We start from the raw sequence: 26,258 nt of genomic DNA, 5'->3' as shown, positions 1-26,258 counted from the left end.
GCCACCCCCGAAGGGATGGCTTTCCTGTTGTTTCTAAGTTAAGTCCGGCGGTGTCCTACTCTCCCACAGGGTCTCCCCTGCAGTACCATCGGCGCAGAGAGTCTTAGCTTCCGGGTTCGGAATGTAACCGGGCGTTTCCCTCTCGCTATAGCCGCCGAAACATCTAGTGATGAATCACTCCAAGAGTGATCGTCAAGTCGTTTCGACAATTATTGCCGTGTCCCCACACCGTCTGGGAACACTATTCAATTATTGTTTTGTTCCCGTAGGAACGTTGTTCTCGACCGTACATCGAGAACCACATAGTGGACGCAAGCAGCTTCGTATTCAAACAAAGTGTTATCAAATTATCGGCTTATTAGTACCGGTCAGCTCCGAGAGTCTTTAGTCCTCTCTTCCACATCCGGCCTATCAACGCAGTAGTCTAGCTGCGAGCCTCTCCCCCGAAGGGTTGGAAATCTCATCTTGAAGCCGGCTTCCCGCTTAGATGCTTTCAGCGGTTATCCGTTCCGAACGTAGCTAATCAGCGGTGCTCCTGGCGGAACAACTGACACACCAGAGGTTCGTCCATCCCGGTCCTCTCGTACTAGGGATAGATCTTCTCAAATTTCCTGCGCGCGCAGCGGATAGGGACCGAACTGTCTCACGACGTTCTAAACCCAGCTCGCGTACCGCTTTAATGGGCGAACAGCCCAACCCTTGGGACCTACTCCAGCCCCAGGATGCGACGAGCCGACATCGAGGTGCCAAACCATGCCGTCGATATGGACTCTTGGGCAAGATCAGCCTGTTATCCCCGAGGTACCTTTTATCCGTTGAGCGACAGCGCTTCCACAAGCCACTGCCGGATCACTAGTCCCGACTTTCGTCCCTGCTCGACTTGTCAGTCTTACAGTCAAGCTCCCTTGTGCACTTACACTCGACACCTGATTGCCAACCAGGTTGAGGGAACCTTTGGGCGCCTCCGTTACTTTTTAGGAGGCAACCGCCCCAGTTAAACTACCCACCAGGCACTGTCCCTGAACCGGATCACGGTTCGAAGTTAGATATCCAATATGACCAGAGTGGTATTTCAACAATGACTCCACCTGAACTAGCGTCCAAGCTTCACAGTCTCCCACCTATCCTACACAAGCCACACCGAACACCAATACCAAGCTGTAGTAAAGGTCACGGGGTCTTTCCGTCCTGCTGCGCGTAACGAGCATCTTTACTCGTAGTGCAATTTCGCCGAGTTCGCGGTTGAGACAGCTGGGAAGTCGTTACGCCATTCGTGCAGGTCGGAACTTACCCGACAAGGAATTTCGCTACCTTAGGATGGTTATAGTTACCACCGCCGTTTACTGGGGCTTAAATTCTCAGCTTCGCCTTGCGGCTAACCGTTCCTCTTAACCTTCCAGCACCGGGCAGGCGTCAGTCCGTATACATCGTCTTGCGACTTGGCACGGACCTGTGTTTTTAGTAAACAGTCGCTTCCCACTGGTCTCTGCGGCCTTCAAACGCTCCAGGAGTAAATCCCTTCACGCCTCAGGCCCCCCTTCTCCCGAAGTTACGGGGGCATTTTGCCGAGTTCCTTAACCACGATTCTCTCGATCTCCTTAGTATTCTCTACCTGATCACCTGAGTCGGTTTGGGGTACGGGTGACTAAAACCTCGCGTCGATGCTTTTCTTGGCAGCATAGGATCACTGATTTCGCCCTTACGGGCTACCCATCGGGTCTCAGCCTTATATGAGAGACGGATTTGCCTATCTCTCGGCCTACATCCTTAGACCGGGACAACCATCGCCCGGCTCAGCTACCTTCCTGCGTCACACCTGTTAATACGCTAACCGCACCAGCATAGGGTCGCACGCTAGGCCTCACGCTTCACCCCGAAGGGATCCATCTAGAGGATTCAGATGCTTAGCATTACTGGATTAGTTTGGGCGGTTTTTCGTCAGTACGGGAATATCAACCCGTTGTCCATCGACTACGCCTGTCGGCCTCGCCTTAGGTCCCGACTTACCCAGGGCGGATTAGCCTGGCCCTGGAACCCTTGATCTTTCGGAGGACGGGTTTCTCACCCGTCTTTCGCTACTCATGCCTGCATTCTCACTCGTGTAGCCTCCACGGCTGGTTTACACCGCCGCTTCGCTGGCCACACGACGCTCTCCTACCCATCAACACGGCTGAACCAACCACACAAGGTGGCGGCTTACCAAAAATATCAATGCCACAACTTCGGTGGCGTGCTTGAGCCCCGTTACATTGTCGGCGCGGAATCACTTGACCAGTGAGCTATTACGCACTCTTTCAAGGGTGGCTGCTTCTAAGCCAACCTCCTGGTTGTCTGTGCAACTCCACATCCTTTCCCACTTAGCACGCGCTTTGGGACCTTAGTTGGTGGTCTGGGTTGTTTCCCTCTCGACGATGAAGCTTATCCCCCACCGTCTCACTGCTGCGCTCTCACTTACCGGCATTCGGAGTTTGGCTAACGTCAGTAACCTTTTAGGGCCCATCGGCTATCCAGTAGCTCTACCTCCGGCAAGAAACACGCAACGCTGCACCTAAATGCATTTCGGAGAGAACCAGCTATCACGAAGTTTGATTGGCCTTTCACCCCTATCCACAGCTCATCCCCTCCATTTTCAACTGAAGTGGGTTCGGTCCTCCACGACGTCTTACCGTCGCTTCAACCTGGCCATGGATAGATCACTTCGCTTCGGGTCTAGGACATGCGACTCAATCGCCCTATTAAGACTCGCTTTCGCTACGCATTCCCCTCTCGGGTTAAGCTCGCCACATATCACTAACTCGCAGGCTCATTCTTCAAAAGGCACGCTGTCACCAGTACAAGCTGGCTCCAACGGTTTGTAAGCAAACGGTTTCAGGTACTATTTCACTCCCCTCCCGGGGTACTTTTCACCTTTCCCTCACGGTACTTGTTCACTATCGGTCATGTAGGAGTATTTAGGCTTATCAGGTGGTCCTGACAGATTCACACGGGATTTCTCGGGCCCCGTGCTACTTGGGATACTTCTCGCGCCATTAGAACATTTCGACTACGGGGTTCGCACCCTCTATGACCAGGCTTTCAATCCTGTTCGTCTATATTCCTCTGTAACGCTCACTGTTCGGCAGAATCAGTAGAAAAGTCCCGCAACCCCGACCATGCAACGCCTGCCGGCTATCACACATGATCGGTTTAGCCTCTTCCGGGTTCGCTCGCCACTACTAACGGAATCACTGTTGTTTTCTCTTCCTGTGGGTACTGAGATGTTTCACTTCCCCACGTTCCCTCTACCCGCCCTATATATTCAGGCGGGAGTCACCAGGTCACCTTACGGGCCTGGCGGGGTTTCCCCATTCGGACATCCTCGGATCAAAGTTCGTTTATCAACTCCCCGAGGCTTATCGCAGATTACTACGTCCTTCTTCGGCTCTACATGCCAAGGCATTCACCGTTTGCTCTTAGAAATTTGAAATCACATGAGTTTGAATCGAATTAAGTATCACGAATAAATTCGCGATCGAAATTGACCAATGATGAGCCAACAAACACCCCGACAAGTCGGTTCATTCGCTGGCTCGTCTTTGTAATTTGAAGCCCGAAGGCTCAAATTTAAGATGCTCGCGTCCACTGTGTAGTTCTCAAAGTACGGGCGGTACCCTCCCCCATCCGCGGCTGCAAGCAGCTCGACTGCGAATGAGACAAGGCCCAGAGGTTCAGTCCACCACCGAAGGGTTGTTCCGGTCCCTCAGGACCCAACAGCGTGCAACATGCAAACCCTCACCCACCAAACCGTTCCAACCACTTCCGAAGAAGAAGCGTACTGAGTTCAATAAGTTCCTGTTTGCATCAATGTCAATGTTCCACCCATGAGCGTCATCCAACCCGAACAGGTTGGTATGACTGTCAGCTGTTATCTCCCTGTATACAGAGGAGAGCTGAACGTGCTCCTTAGAAAGGAGGTGATCCAGCCGCACCTTCCGGTACGGCTACCTTGTTACGACTTAGTCCTAATCACCGATCCCACCTTCGACAGCTCCTTCCCTTACGGGTTAGGCCACCGGCTTCGGGTGTTACCGACTTTCATGACTTGACGGGCGGTGTGTACAAGGCCCGGGAACGTATTCACCGCAGCGTTGCTGATCTGCGATTACTAGCGACTCCGACTTCATGAGGTCGAGTTGCAGACCTCAATCCGAACTGAGACCGGCTTTTTGGGATTCGCTCCACCTTACGGTATTGCAGCCCTTTGTACCGGCCATTGTAGCATGCGTGAAGCCCAAGACATAAGGGGCATGATGATTTGACGTCATCCCCACCTTCCTCCGAGTTGACCCCGGCAGTATCCCATGAGTTCCCACCATTACGTGCTGGCAACATAGGACGAGGGTTGCGCTCGTTGCGGGACTTAACCCAACATCTCACGACACGAGCTGACGACAACCATGCACCACCTGTTTACGAGTGTCCAAAGAGTTGACCATTTCTGGCCCGTTCTCGTATATGTCAAGCCTTGGTAAGGTTCTTCGCGTTGCATCGAATTAATCCGCATGCTCCGCCGCTTGTGCGGGCCCCCGTCAATTCCTTTGAGTTTTAGCCTTGCGGCCGTACTCCCCAGGCGGGGAACTTAATGCGTTAGCTGCGACACGGAGACCGTGGAATGGTCCCCACATCTAGTTCCCAACGTTTACGGCATGGACTACCAGGGTATCTAATCCTGTTCGCTCCCCATGCTTTCGCTCCTCAGCGTCAGTTACGGCCCAGAGATCTGCCTTCGCCATCGGTGTTCCTCCTGATATCTGCGCATTCCACCGCTACACCAGGAATTCCAATCTCCCCTACCGCACTCTAGTCTGCCCGTACCCACTGCAGGCTGGAGGTTGAGCCTCCAGTTTTCACAGCAGACGCGACAAACCGCCTACGAGCTCTTTACGCCCAATAATTCCGGACAACGCTTGCACCCTACGTATTACCGCGGCTGCTGGCACGTAGTTAGCCGGTGCTTTTTCTGCAGGTACCGTCACTTTCGCTTCTTCCCTACTAAAAGAGGTTTACAACCCGAAGGCCGTCGTCCCTCACGCGGCGTTGCTGCATCAGGCTTTCGCCCATTGTGCAATATTCCCCACTGCTGCCTCCCGTAGGAGTCTGGGCCGTGTCTCAGTCCCAGTGTGGCCGGTCACCCTCTCAGGCCGGCTACCCGTCGTCGCCTTGGTGAGCCATTACCTCACCAACTAGCTGATAGGCCGCGAGCTCATCCTTGACCAAAATTCTTTCCACCCCCAGGAGATGCCTCCGAGGGTCGTATCCGGTATTAGACGTCGTTTCCAACGCTTATCCCAGAGTCAAGGGCAGATTGCTCACGTGTTACTCACCCGTTCGCCACTAATCCAAAGAGCAAGCTCTTCTTCATCGTTCGACTTGCATGTGTTAAGCACGCCGCCAGCGTTCGTCCTGAGCCAGGATCAAACTCTCCGTAAATGTTTGATTGACTAACCAGCAAGCTGGCGTCACATCTAGTGTGTCTCACCGCCGGAATGGGCGGGAAAGACACAAGTTTGAAACTGACAGAACAAATCATTACTGACTTGCTTTGTTGTTTAAATGTTTTCCAAAGGAATCTCATACGCGGTACTCCCTAGAAAGGAGCCCTACGAACGAGGTTTTTGGCATTTGACATTGTGCACGCTGTTGAGTTCTCAAGGATCGGACGCACCCGACTTCAGGCCTTACGGCTGTCGCTCCGGGGCAACTTCTCTACCTTACCCCTCCGTGTCCAGCGTGTCAAATCGTGTGTTTTTCATGTTCCAGCCGTGCACAAAGCACACATCGAAACACACACACGAATCAACGAAGGATACGAGAGGAAGGAATATCAATCCTAAGCAACCAACCCCGATTTCACAAAGGGAAACCAGAGAGGTAAAAGCTTAGGAGTTGGTCCCGCTTGAGGCCGGGGAGCTGATCCGCTCACCCGCACCTTTGGGGTACGTATAGATACATTACGGCCATCCCAGAGACCCGTCAAAAGCACGCCACACCCCGGGCGTGTCGGGCCGTGTGGCCGGCTTTCGCGCGTTTTATGACTTGAAACTCGGCCAGGCGAGATAAGGCCCGGTGGCGCGCGATATGCGCGGCACCAGGGGCAGTTCGACGCGCCGGGCTGCGCCGCACCACACCGCGAATCGACTAGTGATCCTCGCCGGGCGGGACGGAACGCGCTCTCGCGCTCCCCCGCGGTGAAACCACACTCACCGCGCCCGCTATCGCCTGGGGCGCCCGCTACAGCGGGCGCGATTCGCCACAGTGGGCGCGGCAAACGACGTGGCGAATGGTGCTGAGCGATTAAAGCGAAACGAGCGCCGCCGTGGAAACGGCGACGCTCGGTCGTTGTGGTTCAGGCCACGGCACACTGGGCACCGTGGCGGGAGGGTTACTCCACGAAGATGCCGGCGAGGGTCTTCTTGCCGCGGCGCAGCACGGCGTAACCGCCGGGAAGCACGGAGCCCTCAACTGTCGCGTCGTCGGCGGTCACCTTCACGTTGTTCAGGTAGACGCCACCCTGGGCGATCGACCGGCGCGCTTCGCTGAGGCTCGCGGTCAGGCCGGTGTCAACCAGGAGCTGGGCGATCGGCGCATTCGGCGCGGTCGTCGTGTTCGGCAGCTCCCGCAGGGCAGCTTCGAGCGTTGCAGGGTCAAGTTCGCTCAGTTCACCCTGGCCGAACAGCGCTTGGGCGGCGTTGATGGCGGCATCCGTTGCCTCTGTACCGTGCACGAGACTCGTGACTTCCCACGCGAGTGTGCGCTGAGCTTCACGCCGGAACGGTTCGCTGGCGACCAGCGCCTCGAGTCGTTCGATCTCTGCCCTGCTCAGGAACGTGAAGACCTTGAGGCGCGAGATCACGTCTGAATCGTCGGTGTTCAGCCAGAACTGGTAGAAGGCGTACGGGCTGGTGAGCTTCGAGTCGAGCCAGACGGCGTTGCCCTCGCTCTTACCGAACTTGGTGCCGTCGCTGTTGGTGATGAGCGGAGTACCAATGGCGTGCACACTGGTTCCCTCTGCGCGGCGCACCAGGTCGGTGCCGCTGGTGAGGTTGCCCCACTGGTCACTGCCACCGGTCTGCAACACGCAGCCGTAGGTGCGGAACAGCTCGAGGAAGTCGAGCCCCTGCAACACCTGGTAGCTGAACTCGGTGTAGCTGATGCCGGCATCCGAGTTGAGCCTGGCGCTGACGGCATCCTTCTTCAGCATGGTGCCGACACGGAAGTACTTACCGATGTCGCGCAGGAAGTCGATGGCAGAAAGCGGTGCCGTCCAGTCGAGGTTGTTCACCAGGGTCACTGCATTGTCGCCCTCCGAGCTGAGGAAGCGCGAGACCTGCGCCTGCAGGTATCCCACCCACTCCGCGACAACATCCTTGGTGTTCAGGGTGCGCTCTGCGCTCGGGCGCGGGTCGCCGATCAGACCGGTCGAACCGCCGACGAGACCGAGCGGGTGGTGTCCGGCCAGCTGCAAGCGGCGCATCAGCAGCAACTGCACCAGGTTGCCGAGGTGCAGGCTTGGCGCCGTCGGGTCAAAGCCGCAGTAATAGGTGATCGGCTCCCCCGCGAGCAGCTCGCGTAGTTCGGCGGCGTCGGTGGAGACATGCACGAGGCCACGCCACGTGATTTCGTCCCACACACCATCGAAGGTCGGGTCGTTTGTTTGCTGGGCAATGATTACGGGGTCAGACACGTTGCCAGATTACCAGCGGAGCCCCGCCGTATCGGTGCGCAGGCCTGTGCGCATCAATGGGCCAATTCGACGCCGGCAATAATTTAGGCTTGAACCTAAGTAAACATTGATTTAGTCTGTGGTCTAAATTAGAGTTCATGCAGGAGGGAGCCTGAACCCATGTTTGTCATCACCGCAGACCAGATCAACAGCCGCAACGACCGCGACCGCGCCGGCGAGCTCATTGCCGCCCTCGAAAGCGCGCACGGATCAGCCTTCGCGCTGCCGGCAGACCAGACGGCAGGCGACGAGATCCAGGTGATGGTGACGGATGCCGACTCCGCACTCGACGCCATCTTCCTCATCCATCGCACCGGCTCCTGGAACACGGGGCTCGGCCTCGGGTCGGTACGGCTCCCGCTGGCCGCGTCCACCCGGCAGTCGGCCGGCCCCGCGTTCATCGCCGCGCGCGATGCCGTCATCCGTTCGAAGAAAGCGGATGCCGGATTCGCGCTCGAGGTGCCAGCGGGCAGCGACACCGAGGCCAGCTCACCCCACGCGATCAGTGCCGCCGAGCTGGAGGCGCTCATCACCCTGACGCTTGCGATCCGGCAACGGCGAAGTCCGGCGGGGTGGGAGGTCATCGACCTGCTGACGGCCGGCCTCTCCCAGGTCGACATCGCGGCACGCCTCGGCATCTCAAGCGGCGCGGTGAGCCAGCGTCTGAAGACCACGCTCTGGAGGGTCGAAGAGTCGGCCAAGCCCGCACTCGTTAGGCTCATGGAGTCCCTCGAACGCGCAACAAGCGAAACGGAAGCTAGAAAATGACCTACACGGACGTCGTGACCTACCTCTACTGGATGCTGTTGTTGGTGGTCACCGCCGGCTCACTGGTCTGCGCAATCCTGGCATTCCGCCAGCAGAAGCGCGTCTACGCGATCGCGTCCGCCGGTGCACTTGCCGCCGCGCTCTTCATCGCAGCGGTGTCGTCTGGCGAGGTTCCCCCGGCGTTCGCCGTGCTGCTCGCCATGCTCGCTCTGGCCCTGGCCGTCATCGGCGGAGCGCCCATGGCCACCCTCGCGCTCAACCTGGCCATGAAGAACTCGTCGCCCGGCCAGAACGGCGGCATCCTGATCGCTGCCAACGCCGCGAACCCCGCCGCACCGAACGACCCTGCCACCGGAGCGCCCGTCACCTCGCCCGCGCTCGAAGTACTGCGGGGCGGCCTGACCATCGGAATCCTGGAACGGTTCGCCGCTGCCGGCGCGATTCTGCTCGGTTTCCCCGAGGCCATCGCCGTCGTCGTCGCGATCAAGGGCGTCGGTCGTTTCACGGAGCTGTCTGCACCGGAGTCCCGCGAGCGATTCATCATCGGCACGTTCGCCAGCCTTATCTGGGCGTGCGCCTGCGGCGCGCTGCTGCACATCGCCGTTTCGTAGCGGTTTCAGCGTCGCCAAAGAGTTTCATCGTCGCCAAAACAGGAACGTCGCCCGCAGAGAGCGCGATCCGTCCTGTTTTCGATGACAAACGGTCGATTCATCCTGTTTTCGCGACGGAACGCCCGGCGCGGTTTCCGAGCGGACAACTTTCCAGCCTTCGGACCACACCATCACGCAGGTCCCTAAGCTGACCTCCATGCGTGCATTCGAGACAGTTCATGCGGAACCGCGCGACTCTGTTGAGTCGCCTGACTATCGCGTGAATTTTTGGCAGAAGTCTGGACAGGCATGGGCCCTGGACGCGTTCGTTCTGACTGACGTGGACGACCTCACCGAGGTACTCCGCTGGGTGGACGAGAACGCGCGCGGACGCCGGTTTGAAGTGTTCGCCGAAATGGACACGGAACCCGTTGGGCCTTTCCAGACCCCAAGAACGAGCGGTCTTGTTCGACTGCTCGGACGTAACCCCAACGAAGGTGTATCCGTTGTAATCGGCCTCTTCACTACAGACTAGGCAGGCCGTCTCGAGATCTGGCTCGTGCGGATTTCGAGACACTCGCTGGCGCTCGTTCCTCAATCAACGAGGTGGGGCATTTGCCTCGCAGACGCTCGCTAGCGCTTGCTCCTCGACCACCGGGAGGGATCCGCTAGGTGGTTAGTGGCGGCTGACGCTTCGGCGCGCTCTTCCGGTACGGGGAAACGGATGGCTCGCCAGGGATCCAGAATCGCCACGGGAACGCGGCCTCTCCCCCGGCGCCGCTGACGCCGGTGCGCGGGCCAGTCTCGTAGGCCACCGGCTGTGCGGGGAACGTGAAGTCGAACGGCGGCGCGTTCAGGTCGGCGCCGTCATCAGCCAGTGAGATGCCGAGCGCAACCGTGAGCCGAGCTGGTCCGCGGGCCAGGTCATGGTCGGAGCGCGATGTGGTGCGCCGACGCCTGGCCAGCTCGATCCCCTCGACGACCTCGCCGCCGCGAAGCAAGAGCCCGGAGGCGACGCCCGCCGGAGAGCAAACCATGTTGGCGCAGGTGTGCATGCCATACGTGAAGTAGGCGTACAGGTGACCGGGCTCGCCATACATGCTGGCGTTGCGGGCGGTGCGCCCGCGGAACGCATGGGAGCCGGGGTCAACGCCATCGCCGATGTACGCCTCCACCTCGGTGAGGCGAATCGAGACGCCAGCGTGGGTGAAGACCCCGCCGAGAACGACCGGGGCAAGCTCGAGCGAAGATCGCTCGAACCTGGCCCGGTCGAAACTCATTTCGTGAGGGTGTTCGCCAACGTGTTGGCGAGTCCACGCACGCGCTCAACCAGCGCTGCGCGCTGTTCAGCAACACGCACAGGAGCGGTTCCGCCCTGGCCGTCCCTGGCCTCGACCGATCCGCGGATGGTGAGAACTTCACGGACTGCCGGGGTGAGGTGCGGCGACAGCGCGGCCAGCGCAGCGTCGTCGACCTCATGCAGCTCGAGATCGTGGTCTTCGGCGTACTTCACCAGCGAGCCGGTGATCTCGTGAGCGTCACGGAAGGTGACGTGCTGCTTGACGAGCCACTCTGCGACATCCGTTGCCAGCGAGAAGCCCTGTGGGGCCAGCTCTGCCATGCGGTCGGTGTGGAAACGGAGCGTCGCGATCATGCCGGTGAACGCCGGCAGCAGGATTTCGAGCGTCTCGATCGAGTCGAAGACGGGCTCTTTGTCCTCCTGCAGGTCGCGGTTGTACGCGAGTGGCAGGCCCTTGAGCGTGGCCAGCAGGCCAGCCAGGTTTCCGATCAACCGGCCAGACTTACCGCGAGCGAGCTCGGCGATGTCTGGGTTCTTCTTCTGCGGCATGATCGACGAACCCGTTGAGTACGCGTCATCGATGGTGATGAACCCGAATTCCTTCGTGTTCCACAGGATGATCTCCTCGGCCAGCCGCGAGATATCGATGCCCAGCTGGGCGGTGATGTACGCGAACTCCGCGGTGATGTCCCTGCTCGACGTACCGTCGATCGAGTTCTCCACCACAGCACCGAAACCGAGGTCGTCTGCGACGAGCCTGGCGTCGAGGCCGAGCGTGTTGCCGGCGAGAGCACCTGAGCCATAGGGCGAGAAGTTGGCGCGCTTCGACCAGTCGGCGAAGCGTTCCAGGTCGCGCACGAGCGGCCAGCAGTGCGCGAGCAGGTGGTGCGCGAGCAGCACCGGCTGGGCGTGCTGCAGGTGGGTGCGGCCGGGCATGATGGCGTCGGCGTGTGCCTCTGCCTGCGCGGCCAGCGCGTCGATCAGGTCGATGACGAGAGCCGAGATCGTGCTGGCGTGGTCACGGAGCAACAAGCGGATGAGCGTGGCGATCTGGTCGTTGCGGCTGCGACCAGCGCGCAACTTGCCACCGAGCTCTGCACCGGCGATGTCGATGAGACCGCGTTCGAGCGCTGAGTGCACGTCTTCGTCGCTGACCGCAGGAGCGAATCGTCCGTCGAGAACGGCCTGCTCCAGCGTGTTGAGCGCCGCGATCATGTCGGCGAGCTCGGCATCCGTCAAGTAACCGGCAGCTGCCAGCGCCTTCGCGTGGGCACGAGACCCACGGATGTCGTACTCGGCCAGCTGCCAGTCGAAGTGCGTCGACTTGCTGAGACGCGCCAGCTCTGGCGAAGGCCCGCCGGCGAAGCGGCCGCCCCAGAGGGCCCCAGCTTCACCGGCACGGTTTGCGACGTCGTCGCCAGACATACGGATACCTACTCGCCCGCGAGGTCGCGACGTGCCGAGATCTTGCTCGGCAGCGACCACAGGTCGATGAAGCCCTTGGCCAGCGACTGGTCGAAGGTGTCACCGGTGTCGTAGGTGGCGAGGCTGAAGTCGTACAGGCTCTGCGCCGACTTGCGGCCGGTGACGACAGCGGTGCCGCCCTGCAGCTTGAGGCGGATGTCGCCGGTCACGTACTTCTGCGAGTGGTCGATGAACGCGTCGAGCGAACGCTTGAGGCCGGAGAACCACAGGCCGTCGTAGACGAGCTCTGACCACTTGGACTCGATGGTGCGCTTGTAGCGGTTCTGGTCGCGCTCGAGGGTGAGGTTCTCGAGCTCTTCGTGCGCGGCGATCAGTGCGATGCCGGCCGGAGCCTCGTAGACCTCGCGGCTCTTGATGCCGATGAGGCGGTCTTCGACCATGTCGATGCGGCCAACGCCGTGCTTGCCGGCCAGCGCGTTCATCGCGACAACCATTTCGAGCGGCGTGTGAGCGACACCGTCGATGGCGACGGGAACACCCTGGTCGAACGTGATGGTGACCTCGTCGGCCTCGCGGTGCACGCTCGGGTCCTGGGTGTATTCGTACAGGTCTTCAATCGGTGCGTTCCACGGGTCTTCGAGGAAACCGGTCTCGACAGCGCGTCCCCAGACGTTCTTGTCGATCGAGTACGGGTTCTTCTTCGACTGCTGGATCGGCAGGTTGTGCTGCTCGGCGTAGATGATCGCCTTGTCGCGGGTGAGCGCGAGGTCGCGGACGGGCGCAATGCTGGTCAGGTCGGGTGCGAGGGCTGCAACAGCTGCCTCGAAACGAACCTGGTCGTTGCCCTTGCCGGTGCAACCGTGTGCGACGGAGTCTGCGCCGAGTTCCTTGGCGGTGGATGCCAGGTACTTGGCGATTAGCGGACGGCTGAGGGCCGAGACCAGCGGGTAGCGCTTCTGGTACAGGGCGTTGGCCTTGAGCGCCGGCACGATGTAGTCGTCGGCGAATTCGTTCTTGGCGTCAACGACGATGGACTCGACGGCACCGCAGTCCAGGGCGCGCTGACGGATGTCGTCCATGTTCTCGCCCCCCTGTCCAACGTCAACGGCGAGGGCGACGACCTCTTTGCCGGTTGCGTCCTTGAGCCAGCCGATGCCGACAGAGGTATCGAGTCCGCCCGAGTAGGCGAGGACGATGCGTTCAGCCATGGAATTTCTCCTTGAATCTTTCAGTTCCGAAAATTTGTTGTTGTGCAGCAGATCAGCGCCGGGGCGGCAGTTACTGGTGTGCGGGTGCTGTGTTCTGCTTCAGCAGCCACACGAGAAGTGCCTTCTGGGCGTGCAGGCGGTTCTCCGCCTCGTCCCAGATGATGCTCTGCGGTCCGTCGATGACCTCGGCGGTGACCTCGTAGCCGCGGTCGGCTGGGAGGCAGTGCATGAACAATGCGTCTGACTTGGCCTTGGCCATCAGGTTCTGGTCGACGCGGTACTCGCCGAAGGTGACCAGGCGTTCAGCCTTCTCGTCTTCCTTGCCCATCGACACCCAGGTGTCGGTGACGACGATGTCGACGCCGGCGACGGCCGCGACCGGGTCGGTGAAGACCTCGACGGATCCACCGGTTTCCGCGGCAATCGCGGCGGCATCCGCTACGACCTGCGCGTCTGGTGCGTACTCGGCGGGAGCTGCGACACGCACATGCATGCCCGCTGTTGCGCCGGCGAGCAGGTACGAGTGCGCCATGTTGCACGCGCCGTCGCCCAGGAAGGTGAGGGTGAGGCCGGCCAATTCTCCGCGGTGCTCACGAATGGTGAGCAGGTCGGCGAGCAGCTGGCAGGGGTGGAATTCGTCTGAGAGCGCGTTGACGACGGGAACCGTGGTTCCGTTCGCCATCTCTTCGAGGCCTGACTGCGCGAACGTGCGCCACACGATGGCCGCAACCTGGCGCTCCATCACGCGCGCGGTGTCGGAGGCTGTCTCCTTGCCGCCCAGCTGGCTGTTCGCCGTGGTGATGATGAGGGGGCTGCCACCGAGGTCGGCGATGCCGACGGCGAAGGACAACCGGGTGCGGGTGGACGACTTGTCGAAGATAACCGCGACGGTCTGCGGACCGGCGAGGGGTTTTGCCTGGAATCGGTCTCGCTTCAGTTCCAATGCCAGATCGAGGATCTCGGCCTGTTCGGCTGGAGAGAGGTCATCGTCGCGCAGGAAATGGCGGGTCACGGTATCACTTTCGCTTTCTTGTATGGTCTCTATAACTCTAGATGCTGGCGATGGCTGCCCCGAATCGGCGCCTGAACTCGGCCAATTCGTCGTCGCCGATGATGAGTGGGGGCGCGATCCGGATGGTGGATTCGTTCGCGGCGTTGATGATCAGGCCAGCCTCCATCGCGGCGGCGGCAAGTTTGAGTGCGACGGGTTCGGTCAAGCCGATTCCAATCAGGAGTCCGAGGCCGCGCACCTCCTCCACAAGCGGAGAGTTGAAGCCTTCGATGATGGCGCGCAACTCGGCCCCGCGACGTGCCGCGTTCTCGACGAGGTTCTCGTCTTCGATCACGGACAGCACCGCGTTCGACGTTGCCGTGACGAGGGGGTTGCCGCCGTAGGTTGAACCATGCTGGCCCCGCGTGAACAGGTCGGATGCCGCGCCGAAGGTGACCAACGCGCCGATAGGCACACCGCCGCCCAACCCCTTGGCCAGGGTGAGGGCATCCGGAACGATGCCGGCGTACTCGTACGCGAACCAGCGGCCAGTGCGGCCAACGCCGGTCTGGATCTCGTCGAGGATGAGCAACACACCGAACTCTGTGCAGAGCTCACGGGCACGAGCCAGGTAGCCCTGTGGCAGGTCGAGCACTCCGGCTTCGCCCTTGACCGGTTCAAGGAACAGCGCAGCGACGGTGTGGTCGATGGCGGCTTCCAGCGCCTCAATGGTGCTGTCGATGTGTTCGACACCACCGGCGACGGGCTCGAACGGATCGCGCATGTGCGGCTTGCCGGTCAGCGCCAGCGCTCCCATGGTGCGGCCGTGGAACGCGTCGGTCAGTGCGAGGACGCGGGTGCGGGAGCCGTCGCCCTTGTTCAGCCTGGCGAGTTTGAGTGCGGCTTCGTTGGCTTCTGCCCCTGAGTTGCAGAAGTACACCCGGCCGGCGTCCCCCGCGCCGGTGAGGCGCTTGAGTCGTTCGGCAAGTTCGATCTGTGGAGCGGTGGCGAAGTAGTTGGAGACGTGCGCGAGCGTGCTGATCTGCTTCGTGACGGCGCCGACGATGGCTGGGTGCGCATGACCGAGGGAGTTGACGGCGATACCGGACAGGAAGTCGAGGTACTGCTTCCCCTCGTCGTCCCACACGTAGCAACCCTCACCGCGCTCCAGCAGGGCGAGCGGGGTACCGAGGGTGCGCATCATTGCTGCGCCGTAGCGATCTTGCCAGGTTGTCATGCGGGTACTACCTCCGTGCCGATGCCGCTCTGCGTGAAAATTTCGAGCAGGATCGAGTGCGGCACTCGTCCGTCGATGATGGCGGCTTTCGCCACTCCCCCCTGGACGGCATCCAGGCAGGCGTTCATTTTGGGGATCATGCCCGATTCGAGGGTGGGCAGCAGCGCGGTGAGCTCGTCGACCTTGATCACGGAGACCAGCGAGTCGCGGTTCGGCCAATCGCTGTACAGCCCGGCGACATCCGTCAGAATGACCAGCTTGGCCGCGTTCAGGGCGACAGCCAGTGCGGCAGCCGCGGCATCCGCGTTGATGTTGAGTGACTGGCCAGGCACATCTGAGTCCGGCGCGATCGACGAGATCACGGGAATACGGCCGGCATCCAGCTGCGCGAGCACTGCTTCAGGGTCGACGCCGACGACATCGCCGACGAGACCGAGGTCGATCTCTTCACCGTCGATGATGACACCGCGACGTCGGCCGCGGAACAGCCCGGCATCTTCGCCGGAGAGGCCTGCGGCGAGCGGGCCATGCTCGTTGATGTGGCCGACGAGATCGCGGTTGATCTGGCCGGTGAGCACCATGCGCACGACGTCCATCGCCTCTGGTGTTGTCACCCGGTAGCCGCCGCGGAACTCGCTTTCAATGCCCAGACGGCCCAGCATCGCCGAGATCTGCGGGCCACCGCCGTGCACGACGACGGGGCGGATGCCCGCATAACGCAGGTAGACCATGTCTTCGGCGAACGCGCGCTGCAGGTCTTCGCTCACCATGGCGTTGCCGCCGAACTTCACGACAACGATCTGGTCGTGGAAGCGCTTCAGCCACGGCAGCGCCTCGATGAGGGTCGCTGCCTTGATCTCGGCTTCGGCTGTGGTGTTGTCCGGCAGGCCAGCTGCCCTCGTCTCACTCAACTTGAATACGCGCTGTTCTCTTCGACGTAGTCGTGCGTGAGGTCGTTGGTCCAGATCGTGGCCGTCTCTGATCCTGCATGCAGGTCGATCGTGACGGTCACGTCCCGCGGCTTCAGGTCGACGAGCTCCCGCGGCTGATCGGGTTCGCCGGCGGTGCAGACCTGCACCCCGTTGATGGCGACGTCGATGCCGTACGGGTCGAAGCGGGCATCCGTCGTACCGACAGCGGCCAGCACGCGGCCCCAGTTGGGATCGTTGCCGTAGATGGCCGCCTTGAACAGGTTGCTGCGGGACACGGCGCGGGCGACGGTCACGGCCTCGTCTTCGGAGGCCGCATTCAGCACCTGGATCGCCACATCGTGGGCTGCGCCCTCTGCATCGCCCTGCAACTGAATGGTGAGGTCTGCGCAGAGTGCGGTGAGGGCATCCGTGAACTCGGTGAGGTCGGCCTCGATGCCGCTCGATCCTGAGGCGAGCAGGCTCACAGTGTCGTTCGTCGACATGCAGCCGTCTGAGTCGAGGCGGTCGAACGTGACGCGGGTGGCCTGGCGCAGGGCCACATCCAGTTGAGCGGATGTCAGCACAGCGTCGGTCGTGATCACGACGAGCATGGTGGCAAGTCCTGGTGCCAGCATGCCGGCGCCCTTGGCCATGCCGCCGATGGTCCAGCCCACCTCGGCGCGGTGCACGGCCTGCTTCGGCCTGGTGTCGGTGGTCATGATGGCTTCGGCGGCAGCCTGCCCGGCCTCGGGGGACGAAGCGGATGCCGCGTCAGCGAATGAGGCGGTGGCGGCCAGGATTCCGACGGTCAGCTTGTCGAGGTCGAGCTGCTCACCGATGAGTCCCGTCGAGCAGACAAGGACGTCGCCCGCAGAGACGCCGAGCTTCTCTGCGACCAGTTCGGCTGTGGCGTGGGTGGTCTGGAAACCCTTGGTGCCCGTGTAGCAGTTCGCGCCGCCGGAGTTCAGCACGATGGCGCTGACCTGGCCGTCGGCCATGACCTGCTTGCTCCAGAGCACCGGGTTGGCCTGGCATCGGTTGCTGGTGAAAACCGTGGCGGCCGCGGTCAGCGGTCCCAGGTTCTGCACGAGCGCCAGGTCGAGGCCGCCCGACTTCTTCAATCCGGCTTCGGTTCCAGCGGCGACGAAACCGGCTGGTGCAGTGACACTCACGGGATAACTCCATTCACGATGGTGTTCACAATGCGTCGTTCACACTGCGATGGTGTTCAGATGTGGGGTGGCAGTGGCTACGGAGCCACGCCGTTGATGCCGAGGCCTGTCGATTCCGGCAGCCCGAGCGCGATGTTGGTGGATTGGATTGCCGCGCCGGCGGTGCCCTTGACGAGATTGTCGACGGCGGTGATGGTGACCACCCGGCCGGCGGCTTCGTCGACGGCGAGGCCGATGAGGGCGGTGTTCGCCCCCAGGACGTCAGCGGTGCGCGGGAAATGCCCGTCGGGAAGCAACTGGACGAATCGCTCGCCCTCGTATGCCGCTTCCCAGGCGTCGCGCACCTGGCTGGCGCTGGTCCCCGGCACGATGCGTGCCGTCGAGGTGGCGAGGATCCCCCGCGACATCGGCACGATCACCGGGGTGAAAGAAATGGTGGGGGCGGTGGCGCCTGCCCAGCGGAGGCTTTGCTGGATCTCAGGGATGTGCCGGTGCACTCCCCCGATCGCGTATGGGTTGGCGGAGCCGAGGATTTCGCTGGCCAGGTTGTTGACCTTGAGGGCCTTGCCTGCGCCAGACGGGCCAACCGCGAGAACAGCGACGAGGTCGCGCTCTTCGATGACACCGGCGTTGATGCCGGGGGCGAGAGCCAGGGCGACCGTGCTCGCGTTGCAGCCAGGGGCGGCGATGCGCCTGGCTCCGATGAGGCGTTCGCGCTGCTTCTGGTCGCCCACCTGCAGCTCCGGCACGCCGTAGGTCCACGCGCCAAAGTAGTCTCCGCCGTAGAACGACGCCCAATCGGCGGCGCTCTCGAGGCGGTGGTCTGCACCGCAGTCCACGAGGAGCGTGTCATCAGAGAGCGTCGCGGCCAGCTCGCCTGATTTCCCGTGCGGCAGGGCGAAGAAAACCACGTCGTGGCCGGCCACATTCTCGGGCGTCGTGTCGCTGAGCGTGAGGTGCGCGAGCGAGCGCAGATGAGGCTGCGTGTCGACCAGGCGCTGGCCAGCGTTGCTGTGTGCGGTGACCGTTGTCACATCGAATTCTGGGTGATCGGCCAGCAAGCGCAGCAACTCGCCGCCCGCATACCCGCTTGCGCCAACGATTGCTACCGAAAAAGCCATAGGACAAATCTACTCGCTGAGCACGCAGCCCGTTCCCAGCTAGCTCCCACCTGCCGCTCCGAACGCAGGAATGCCCGTTTCGGCAGGACTGCCGGGGTAAACCGGCAATCATGCGCCGAAACGGGCACTCGTGGCGAAACGACCAGCTACTCGCGGAGGGTTGCTCCGAATCGGGCCGCGGCGACAGCAACGCCGGCCAGCTTGGCGTCGCTGGCCTCAGCGGCGGTCAGCGTGCGATCCGGTGCGCGGAAGCGCAGCGCGAAGGTGAGCGACTTGAGTCCGCTCGGCACACCGGTGCCGCGGTAGTCGTCCACGAGCTCTGCGCTCTCGAGCAGTGCCCCAGCACCATCGATGACGGCCTGGCGCACGTCGGCGGCAGGCACGTCGGCTGCGACAACCAGCGACAGGTCCTGCGTAGCCGCCGGCTTCGTGCCGATGGGCGTTGCCACGATGTCGCGTCCGGCAGCGGCGAACACCGCGGAAAGGTCAATCTCGGCCACGCCGACCACCGAGGGCAGGTCGTACGAGCGTGCGACGACGGGCAGCAGTTCGCCGGCGTAACCGACGACCGTATCACCGGCATCCGTTGTGACGACTAGCTCTGCCGTGCGGCCGGGGTGCATGGCCGCGTGGGATCCCTGGCGAACGTTGATCGCAACGCCGGTGGCCAGCGCGACCTGCTGCGCGGCGGCCAGTGCATCCTGCCAGCTGAACGCCACGGCGGGCAGCCCAGGCTGGTGGCGCACCGCGTTGCCGGTGAGGACAACGCCGGCGTACAACGGCTGCGGCGGAATGCTTGCGTTCAGCGTCGCCTCGAGGTCGGCGCTCGGACGGACAGCAGCCGGCGGAACGATGGACGTGCCGTACGTCACGCCTGGGACTGGCCGGAAGACCAGGCCGATCTCGTAGATCGCGACATCGGTAAGACCCCGTGAGCGGTTGCGGTGAGCCAGCTGCAACAGGCCAGGCAGGATCGACGTGCGGAGGAACGGTGCTTCACCGTCGAGCGGGTTGGCCACCTTGATCTGCGGCACAGCCCCGGCTTCCGGAGAGCCGAACAGGTCGTTGGCGACTTCGGAGACGAACGGGTACGCCAGCACCTCGGTGTGGCCGGTCGCGGCCAGCGTGCTTGCGACAGTGCGACGGAGCGTCTGCGGCAGGGTGAGGCCACGGCCTGGGGGCGCGACGGGCAGGACAGATGGGATGCGGTCGTACCCGACGATGCGGGCCACTTCTTCGGCCAGCGTCCACTTGTCGGTGAGGTCTGGACGCCAGCTCGGCGGCGTGACAAGCAGGCCGGACTCGGTTTCCGTCATCGACGCACCGATTTCAGCCAGCGATGTGCGCACCTCGTCTGCCGTGTATTCGAGGCCGATCAGGCCGGAGATGAAGCCGGTCGGCAATTCGATGGGCGTGGCATCCGGTGTGGTGTCGTGCAGTGACCCGAGGCCGTCTGCGACTCCCCCGGCCAGCTCAACGAGCAGCTGCACGACGCGGGCCGCTGCCACGACGGCGACGGCGGGGTCGACGCCGCGCTCGAAGCGCTTGGACGCCTCGCTCGGCAGCTTGTGACGGCGAGCCGTGCGCGCGATCGACACCGGGTCGAAGTTCGCAGCCTCGATGAGCACGTTCCTGGTGGAATCGCTGATCTCGGTGCTGCCACCGCCCATGACGCCGGCCAGGCCGATGGGGCCTGACTCGTCGGTGATAAGCAGGTCTTCTTCGCTCAATTTGCGCGTGACGTCGTCAAGCGTGGTCAGCTTCTCGCCCGGCGCAGCCCTGCGTACGATGATGCCGCCGGAGAGCGCGTCGAGGTCGTACGCGTGGGTCGGCTGGCCGAGTTCGAGCATCACGTAGTTGGTGATGTCGACGACCAGCGAGATCGAGCGGATGCCGGCCAGCTTCAACCGGGCGATCATCCACGCCGGGGTCTTGCGGCTCTGGTCGATGCCGGTCACCGTGCGGGTGACGAACACGCTGGCACCGATGCGGCCGCGGATCGGCGCCTGGTCATCAATGGTCACGGAGAACTCTGAGGCGGTGACAACCGGTGGCACCGACAGCGCTGGGTCGCGGAACACAGCGCCGGTGGCGTGCGAGTACTCGCGGGCGATGCCGCGAATCGAGAACGCGTAGCCGCGGTCTGGTGTGACGTTGACCTCGACGGCCGCGTCATCCAGGCCGAGCAGGCTGATGGCATCCGTACCCACTTCTGGGTCGAGGCCCAGCGTGATGAGGCGCAGGATGCCGTCGTGCTCTTCGCCGAGGCCGAGCTCACGCGCGGAGGCGATCATGCCGTCTGACACGTGCCCGTATGTCTTGCGGGCGGCGATCGGGAACGGGCCGGGGAGCTCAGCGCCTGGCAGGGTCACGACGACCTTGTCGCCGACGACGAAGTTGTGGGCACCGCAGACGATGCCGTGCACGGCCGGGCCGCCATCCGCTGCGGTCTCATCGCCGGGCGCAACGCGCACCTGGCACCAGCGGATGGTCTTGCCGTTGGACTGCGGTTCCTCGTCGAACGAGAGCACCTCGCCGACCACGATCGGGCCGCTCAGTTCGAAACGGTGGATGTCTTCTTCTTCCAGACCGACGCTGACGAGCGCGGCGTGGACATCTTCTGGGGTGGTACCAGGCTCAAGGTCGACGTACTCGCCGAGCCAGCTCAGGGGAACGCGCATCAGACGGCCATCCCATACTGCTGGCTGAACCGAATATCGCCTTCGACCATGTCGCGCATATCTTTCACATCGTTTCTGAACATCAAGGCGCGTTCGACGCCAACGCCGAATGCGAATCCGGAGTAGACATCGGGGTCGATTCCGGCTGAGCGGAGCACATTTGCATTGACCATGCCGCAGCCGCCCCACTCGATCCAGCGCGCGCCGCCCTTGAATGTCGGGTGCCACAGGTCGAGCTCGGCGCTCGGCTCGGTGAACGGGAAGTAGTTGGGACGCAGGCGCACCTTGGCCTCGTCGCCGAACAGCGCCTTGACGAAGTGGTCGAGCGTGCCGCGCAGGTGAGCCATGGTGAGGCCCTTGTCGATGGCGATGCCCTCGATCTGGTTGAAGACAGGGGTGTGCGTGGCGTCGAGCTCGTCTGTGCGGTACACGCGGCCAGGGGCAACGACGTAGACGGGCAGTTCGCGGCTGAGCAACGCGCGCATCTGCACTGGTGAGGTGTGCGTGCGGAGGACGAGGTGGGCATCCGTCGGCTCGATGAAGAAGGTGTCCTGCATCGCGCGGGCCGGGTGGTCCTCGTCGAAGTTCAGCGCGTCGAAGTTGAACCACTCGCTCTCGAGCTCTGGGCCTTCCGCAACTTCCCAGCCCATGCCGACGAACACATCGGTGACGCGGTCCTGCAGCAGGGTGAGCGGATGACGCGCTCCTGGCTGCCAGGTCGATGCTGCGGCTGTGACATCGACGGTCTCTGCGGCGAGCTGCGCCGTGGCCTCTGCTTCGAGGATCTCGGTCTCGCGCGCGGTGAGCGCCTGGGTGACACGGGCCCTGGCCTGGCCGACGATCTTGCCGGCGGCGGCCTTCTGGTCGCCGGGCACCGTGCGCATCAGCGCATTGAACTTCGCCAGGGGCGAGCCATCGCCGGCGTGTTCGGAGCGCACGGTTTTGAGTGCGGCGGAATCGTTCGCGGTGGCGATGGCCGCGAGCGCGGCATCGACGGCCGCGTGGACGGCTGGTTCGGTGATTTCAGTGGGGTCAGACACGAGTCACAAGTTTAGCCTCACCGTGTGCCGCGGGCTTCTGCCGCACACCACGAGATTTCACGGTCTCGGTTCCGGCCGTAGGCCCCGGTGTCGGGTCTCGGGTCTCGGGTCTCGGGTCTCGGGTCTCGGGTCTCGGGTCTCGGGTCTCGGCACAGCAGTACACCGCTCGTGTATTTCTGCATAACTCCTGCAATTGGCGATCGCGCCGCACGGCATCCTCGGAAAGTCGCGGTCACGCAGCCCGGCTGCTCAAACCAGCAGGAGTTGTGCACCTATCGGGCAACCCGTACGAGCTGTTGGGCAGATACCGACCGATGGCTCTCCTGCGATGAAACTCCTCCGATGACACCCCCATCCCCTCCAATTGCACCCGTCCGCTGACGGATCCCGGGTTCGGATACACCGGGTTTCACCTGCATAACTCCTGCTAATTCGCGCAATGCAAGGGACGGTGCCCGGATTTCGGCGGCCTCTGGTCGGGGATCGACTCGCGGAGCAGGAGTTATGCACAACGGGTGTCGCGAGCTGCCCCTCCACAATCTCGGGGATGCCACGCCGCACGGAGGGCGGCTGCGCGCGAATGTAGCAGCGCCTCGAGTCACTGTCGGTCGTCGCAGCTAGAGGACTTCGTTGACCCTGAGCTCGACCTTCTCAACGTCAATCGGCTTCGACACGCGGATGCTTCGGCGACTGCGAATCTCGACCCACTTCGCCACCGCGGAGAGCAGCAGGCAGAGGATGACGTAGATGGAGCCGAAGACCAGCGTCGCCGGGATGATCGGCGAGCCGTATGTCACCTGCGATCCGTAGAACTTCGCCAGGTACAGCAGCTCGTTGAAGGTGACGATGAACCCGAGCGCCGTGTCCTTCAGCACCACGACCAGCTGGGAGATGATCACGGGCATCATCGCCCTGATCGCCTGCGGGTACAGCACCAGGCGCATGACTCCGCTCTTCCGCAGCCCGATGGCGTACGCGGCTTCCTTCTGCCCGTTCGGCAGCGACTCGACGCCGGCGCGGAACACCTCGGCGAGGACAGACCCGTTGTACAGGGTGAGCGCCGTCACCACCGCAACGAGCGGAGTGATGAACGTCACCCCGAGCGGCGGCAGGCCGTAGTACATGATCATCATCAGGATCAGCACCGGGATCGCGCGGAACAGCTCAATGATCGCTGTGACCGGGATCCGGATCCAGCCGTGCGAGGAGAGCCGACCAATCGACAGCACCAGGCCAAGCACCAGGCTGAGGACAGCCGCGAGGCCGAACGCGGTGAGCGTCGAGATCGTGGCATTCACAATGGCCTGTTGCACCAGCGGGAAGGTGAAGATCCGCCACTTCTCCGGCGCGAACTGGCCAGACTCCGCGAAGCGATAAACGATGAAGGCCAGAATGCCCAGGACGATGAGTACCGTGACGACCCCGAGGATCAGATTGCGGCGGTTGGCGCGGGGCCCAGGCACGTCGTACAGCACGCTGCTCATCGCAACACCTTCCATCGGCGCTCAAGATATCGCTGCAGGAGCGAGAGGAATCCGACCAGGACCACGAAGATGGCGGCGACCCAGAGCAGCACAACGATGGCCGGTTCACCCCGCTCAGACAGGTTCGCCCTGATGTAGCCGGCCTCCGAGACCGAGAACCCGGCGGCAACTGTCGTGTTCTTCAACAGCGCGATGAACACACTCATCATGGGTGGGATGACCGCGCGTATCGCCTGCGGCATGATCACCAGCGTCATGGTCTGCGTGAATGGCAATCCGATTGCGCGCGCTGCCTCAGCCTGGCCGACGGGCACGGTATTGAACCCAGAGCGCAGCACCTCTGCCACGTAGGTCGCCGTGTAGAGACTCAGCGCAATGATCGCAAGCACCTCGTACGGCCATTGCACGAGCCCGAGCTTCGGGTAGCCGAAGGCGAAGAAGAACATGATCAGCGTCAGGGGCGTATTGCGCACCAGATTGACGTAGAGAGTGCCGACTCCCCGCATGACGGGCACTGGCGATACCCGCATCGCCCCGACGATGACGCCGAGGATCAGGGCGAAGATCGCCGAGAAGAAGAACAGGATCAGCGTGTTTCGAAACCCAGCCACAAACAGGTCCAGGTTATTGATCAGGGTGTCCATGCCGGATGCTCCTCACTCCCGCTCGACGTAGCGCTCACGTGCGACGGATGCCGGTCACGCGTCGATCGACGCGGTGGCAGCCCCACCACTGTGGAGCTGCCACCGCGTGCTATCACTGTTAGTACTGGTCGACCGCCGGCTGCTCGACCGTGGTGCCCGACTGGCCCAGTGTGGAGTCGTAAATGGCAGTCCAGGTGTCGCCACCGTTGGTGAACATCTCATTGATGAAGGTGCGGAGTGCGTCGTCGCCCTTCGGGAGGCCGACACCGTACTGCTCAACGGTGAATGGCTCTCCGACCACCTTGAGGGTGTCCGGCGACTGTGATGCATAGCCGATGAGGATGGCGGCATCCGTTGTGACCGCGTCGACCTGGCCATCGTTCAGCGCCTCGACACACTGCGAGTACGTGTCGAACTCGACGGTCTTGGTGTCAGGGAAGTTGTCCTTGATGTTCTGGATCGGTGTTGACCCGGTGGCCGAACAGACAGTCTTGCCCGCCAGGTCGTTCTCGCTCGTGATGTCGGTGTTGTCAGCGGCAACCAGCAATCCCTGGCCGGTCACGAAGTACGGACCGGCGAAGTCGACCTGCTCCTTGCGCTTGTCGGTGATCGAATAGGTGCCGACGTAGTAGTCGATGTCACCGTTCACGAGCGCGGCTTCACGGTTCGCACTCGGGATGGCGACGAACTCAATCTGATCCTCAGAGAATCCGAGGGAGGCTGCAATCCAGCGCGCGATCTCAATGTCGAAACCCGTGCGTTCGCCGGTCGCCGCGTCAAGGTAACCGAGGCCTGGCTGGTCTTCCTTCACCCCGACCTGCACAGAGCCACGCTCCGTCATGGCGTCAAACGTGGGGCTGCCAGTCAGGCTGACGTCGGTGGCCACCTCAAAGAGCGCGTCGCTCGAGGTGCTTCCCGCATCTGTTGAACCGGCATCCGTTCCATCGCCGGACCCCGAACATCCGGAGAGGGCAAGCGCTGCAACGGCCACCGTGGCCAGGAGAGTCATTCTCTTTCGCATTTTCGTCCCTTTCGTGGTGCGAGGCGGTACAACTGCCCCGGCTTGATTGCTCGCAAACAGCCTGCTGCCGGCCTAGTGCGAGAGCAGTTTCGACAAGAACTCTTTCGCTCTCGTGCTCTGGGGAGTGGTGAAGAAATCTTCGGGGGTTGCCTCTTCGACAATTTCGCCGTCGGCCATGAAGATGACCCGGTCGGCGGCCTTGCGCGCGAAGCCCATCTCGTGTGTGACGACGATCATCGTCATGCCGTCGTTGGCGAGGTCGATCATGACCTCGAGCACCTCGTTGATCATCTCCGGATCGAGCGCGCTGGTCGGCTCGTCGAGGAGGATGACCTTCGGGTCCATCGCCAGGGCGCGGGCAATAGCCACGCGCTGCTGCTGGCCGCCCGATAACTGGGCAGGCAGCTTCTGCGCCTGGTTGGCGACGCCAACGCGTTCCAGTAATTCCATGGCACGGGTATCGGCATCACGCCTCGAGATGCCACGCACCTTGGTCGGGCCAAGGGTGACGTTCTCGAGCACCGTCTTGTGCGCGAAGAGGTTGAACGACTGGAAGACCATGCCGACGTCGGCCCTGAGGTGCGCCAGCGCCTTGCCCTCGGCCGGAAGGACTTTGCCGTCGATGGTGATGACGCCGTCGTCGATCGTCTCCAGGCGGTTGATGGCCCTGCAGAGCGTCGATTTACCAGAACCACTCGGCCCGATGACAACGACAACCTCGCCGCGATTGACCTGCGCGTTGATGTTCTTCAGAACGTGCAGATCACCGAAGTGCTTGTTGACGTTGGTCACGACTACGAGCGGTTCACCACGGCGCACACTGATGTTCGACGTGGCGGGCGACGGCTCAGTAGGCTCCATACCCCTCAACTTAGGGTAGGACCATTCGTCTGCCCTAGGGGT

General features: G+C 62.3%; 17 protein-coding genes and 3 rRNA genes. 2 read left to right on the top strand and 18 right to left on the bottom strand.

Annotated elements, in window-relative coordinates:
• Window positions 1-42: 42 nt before the first annotated feature.
• From rrf to tyrS, 4 genes are all read right to left on the bottom strand, one after another.
• Window positions 43-159 (bottom strand): 5S ribosomal RNA (gene rrf, locus AC25Y4_RS10425).
• A gap of 179 nt (window positions 160-338) precedes the next feature.
• Window positions 339-3,466, bottom strand: a 23S ribosomal RNA gene (locus AC25Y4_RS10420).
• Window positions 3,467-3,946: 480 nt separating this feature from the next.
• Window positions 3,947-5,469, bottom strand: a 16S ribosomal RNA gene (locus AC25Y4_RS10415).
• The 16S, 23S and 5S rRNA genes sit together here, the layout of an rRNA operon.
• A 952-nt stretch (window positions 5,470-6,421) precedes the next feature.
• The gene (gene tyrS / locus AC25Y4_RS10410; protein WP_488120318.1) at window positions 6,422-7,723 is read right to left on the bottom strand and encodes a tyrosine--tRNA ligase; all 1,302 of its coding nucleotides are present in this window, start codon (window positions 7,721-7,723) and stop codon (window positions 6,422-6,424) included.
• A gap of 159 nt (window positions 7,724-7,882) precedes the next feature.
• On the opposite strand from tyrS, the gene AC25Y4_RS10405 reads away from it, so the two are divergent.
• Together AC25Y4_RS10405 and AC25Y4_RS10400 are read left to right on the top strand one after the other, a co-directional pair.
• Window positions 7,883-8,530, top strand: coding sequence for a winged helix-turn-helix transcriptional regulator (locus tag AC25Y4_RS10405; protein WP_488120317.1), 648 nt, complete (start codon window positions 7,883-7,885; stop codon window positions 8,528-8,530).
• On the top strand, window positions 8,527-9,141 hold the full coding sequence (locus tag AC25Y4_RS10400; RefSeq protein WP_488120316.1) for a hypothetical protein: 615 nt from the start codon (window positions 8,527-8,529) through the stop codon (window positions 9,139-9,141). Before AC25Y4_RS10405 ends, AC25Y4_RS10400 begins: the two co-directional genes overlap by 4 nt.
• Window positions 9,142-9,788: 647 nt before the next feature.
• Here AC25Y4_RS10400 and AC25Y4_RS10395 read toward each other — a convergent pair.
• The 14 genes from AC25Y4_RS10395 to AC25Y4_RS10330 all read right to left on the bottom strand — a co-directional run bounded on the left by AC25Y4_RS10395 (window position 9,789) and on the right by AC25Y4_RS10330 (window position 26,216).
• A complete protein-coding gene (locus AC25Y4_RS10395; RefSeq protein WP_488120315.1) occupies window positions 9,789-10,400 on the bottom strand; it encodes a DNA-3-methyladenine glycosylase in 612 nt (203 codons plus the stop codon).
• Window positions 10,397-11,845 carry an argininosuccinate lyase gene (gene argH / locus AC25Y4_RS10390; RefSeq protein WP_488120314.1) on the bottom strand — a complete coding sequence of 483 codons (1,449 nt, stop codon included), beginning with the start codon at window positions 11,843-11,845 and terminating at the stop codon, window positions 10,397-10,399. The genes AC25Y4_RS10395 and argH overlap by 4 nt, the downstream gene beginning before the upstream one ends.
• An 8-nt stretch (window positions 11,846-11,853) precedes the next feature.
• A complete protein-coding gene (locus AC25Y4_RS10385) occupies window positions 11,854-13,053 on the bottom strand; it encodes an argininosuccinate synthase (RefSeq protein WP_488120313.1) in 1,200 nt (399 codons plus the stop codon).
• A gap of 70 nt (window positions 13,054-13,123) precedes the next feature.
• Entirely contained in the window at window positions 13,124-14,065 is a 942-nt protein-coding gene (argF, locus tag AC25Y4_RS10380) for an ornithine carbamoyltransferase (protein WP_488120312.1), read from the bottom strand.
• A gap of 37 nt (window positions 14,066-14,102) precedes the next feature.
• A complete protein-coding gene (locus AC25Y4_RS10375) occupies window positions 14,103-15,281 on the bottom strand; it encodes an acetylornithine transaminase (protein WP_488120311.1) in 1,179 nt (392 codons plus the stop codon).
• Entirely contained in the window at window positions 15,278-16,192 is a 915-nt protein-coding gene (gene argB / locus AC25Y4_RS10370) for an acetylglutamate kinase (RefSeq protein WP_488120310.1), read from the bottom strand. Before argB ends, AC25Y4_RS10375 begins: the two co-directional genes overlap by 4 nt.
• On the bottom strand, window positions 16,189-17,364 hold the full coding sequence (argJ, locus tag AC25Y4_RS10365) for a bifunctional glutamate N-acetyltransferase/amino-acid acetyltransferase ArgJ (protein ID WP_488120309.1): 1,176 nt from the start codon (window positions 17,362-17,364) through the stop codon (window positions 16,189-16,191). The genes argB and argJ overlap by 4 nt, the downstream gene beginning before the upstream one ends.
• 77 nt (window positions 17,365-17,441) lie before the next feature.
• Window positions 17,442-18,485, bottom strand: a complete 1,044-nt coding sequence (gene argC, locus AC25Y4_RS10360) for an N-acetyl-gamma-glutamyl-phosphate reductase (RefSeq protein WP_488120308.1) — start codon at window positions 18,483-18,485, stop codon at window positions 17,442-17,444.
• Window positions 18,486-18,631: 146 nt separating this feature from the next.
• Window positions 18,632-21,166 (bottom strand): phenylalanine--tRNA ligase subunit beta, encoded by a 2,535-nt coding sequence (gene pheT / locus AC25Y4_RS10355; protein WP_488120307.1) that lies wholly within the window; start codon window positions 21,164-21,166, stop codon window positions 18,632-18,634.
• A complete protein-coding gene (pheS, locus tag AC25Y4_RS10350; RefSeq protein ID WP_488120306.1) occupies window positions 21,166-22,206 on the bottom strand; it encodes a phenylalanine--tRNA ligase subunit alpha in 1,041 nt (346 codons plus the stop codon). The genes pheT and pheS overlap by 1 nt, the downstream gene beginning before the upstream one ends.
• A gap of 617 nt (window positions 22,207-22,823) precedes the next feature.
• On the bottom strand, window positions 22,824-23,690 hold the full coding sequence (locus AC25Y4_RS10345) for an amino acid ABC transporter permease (protein ID WP_488120305.1): 867 nt from the start codon (window positions 23,688-23,690) through the stop codon (window positions 22,824-22,826).
• A complete protein-coding gene (locus tag AC25Y4_RS10340) occupies window positions 23,687-24,334 on the bottom strand; it encodes an amino acid ABC transporter permease (protein ID WP_488120304.1) in 648 nt (215 codons plus the stop codon). Before AC25Y4_RS10340 ends, AC25Y4_RS10345 begins: the two co-directional genes overlap by 4 nt.
• A 118-nt stretch (window positions 24,335-24,452) precedes the next feature.
• The gene (locus tag AC25Y4_RS10335) at window positions 24,453-25,343 is read right to left on the bottom strand and encodes a glutamate ABC transporter substrate-binding protein (protein WP_488120303.1); all 891 of its coding nucleotides are present in this window, start codon (window positions 25,341-25,343) and stop codon (window positions 24,453-24,455) included.
• 84 nt (window positions 25,344-25,427) lie between these two features.
• Window positions 25,428-26,216 (bottom strand): amino acid ABC transporter ATP-binding protein, encoded by a 789-nt coding sequence (locus tag AC25Y4_RS10330; protein WP_488120302.1) that lies wholly within the window; start codon window positions 26,214-26,216, stop codon window positions 25,428-25,430.
• Between the last annotated feature and the right edge of the window lie 42 nt (window positions 26,217-26,258).

It is taken from the genome of Leifsonia sp. Y878 (genome assembly GCF_057669685.1).
The sequence above is the reverse complement of the archived record's forward strand: the minus strand, read 5'-3'. Positions and strand labels throughout refer to the sequence as shown.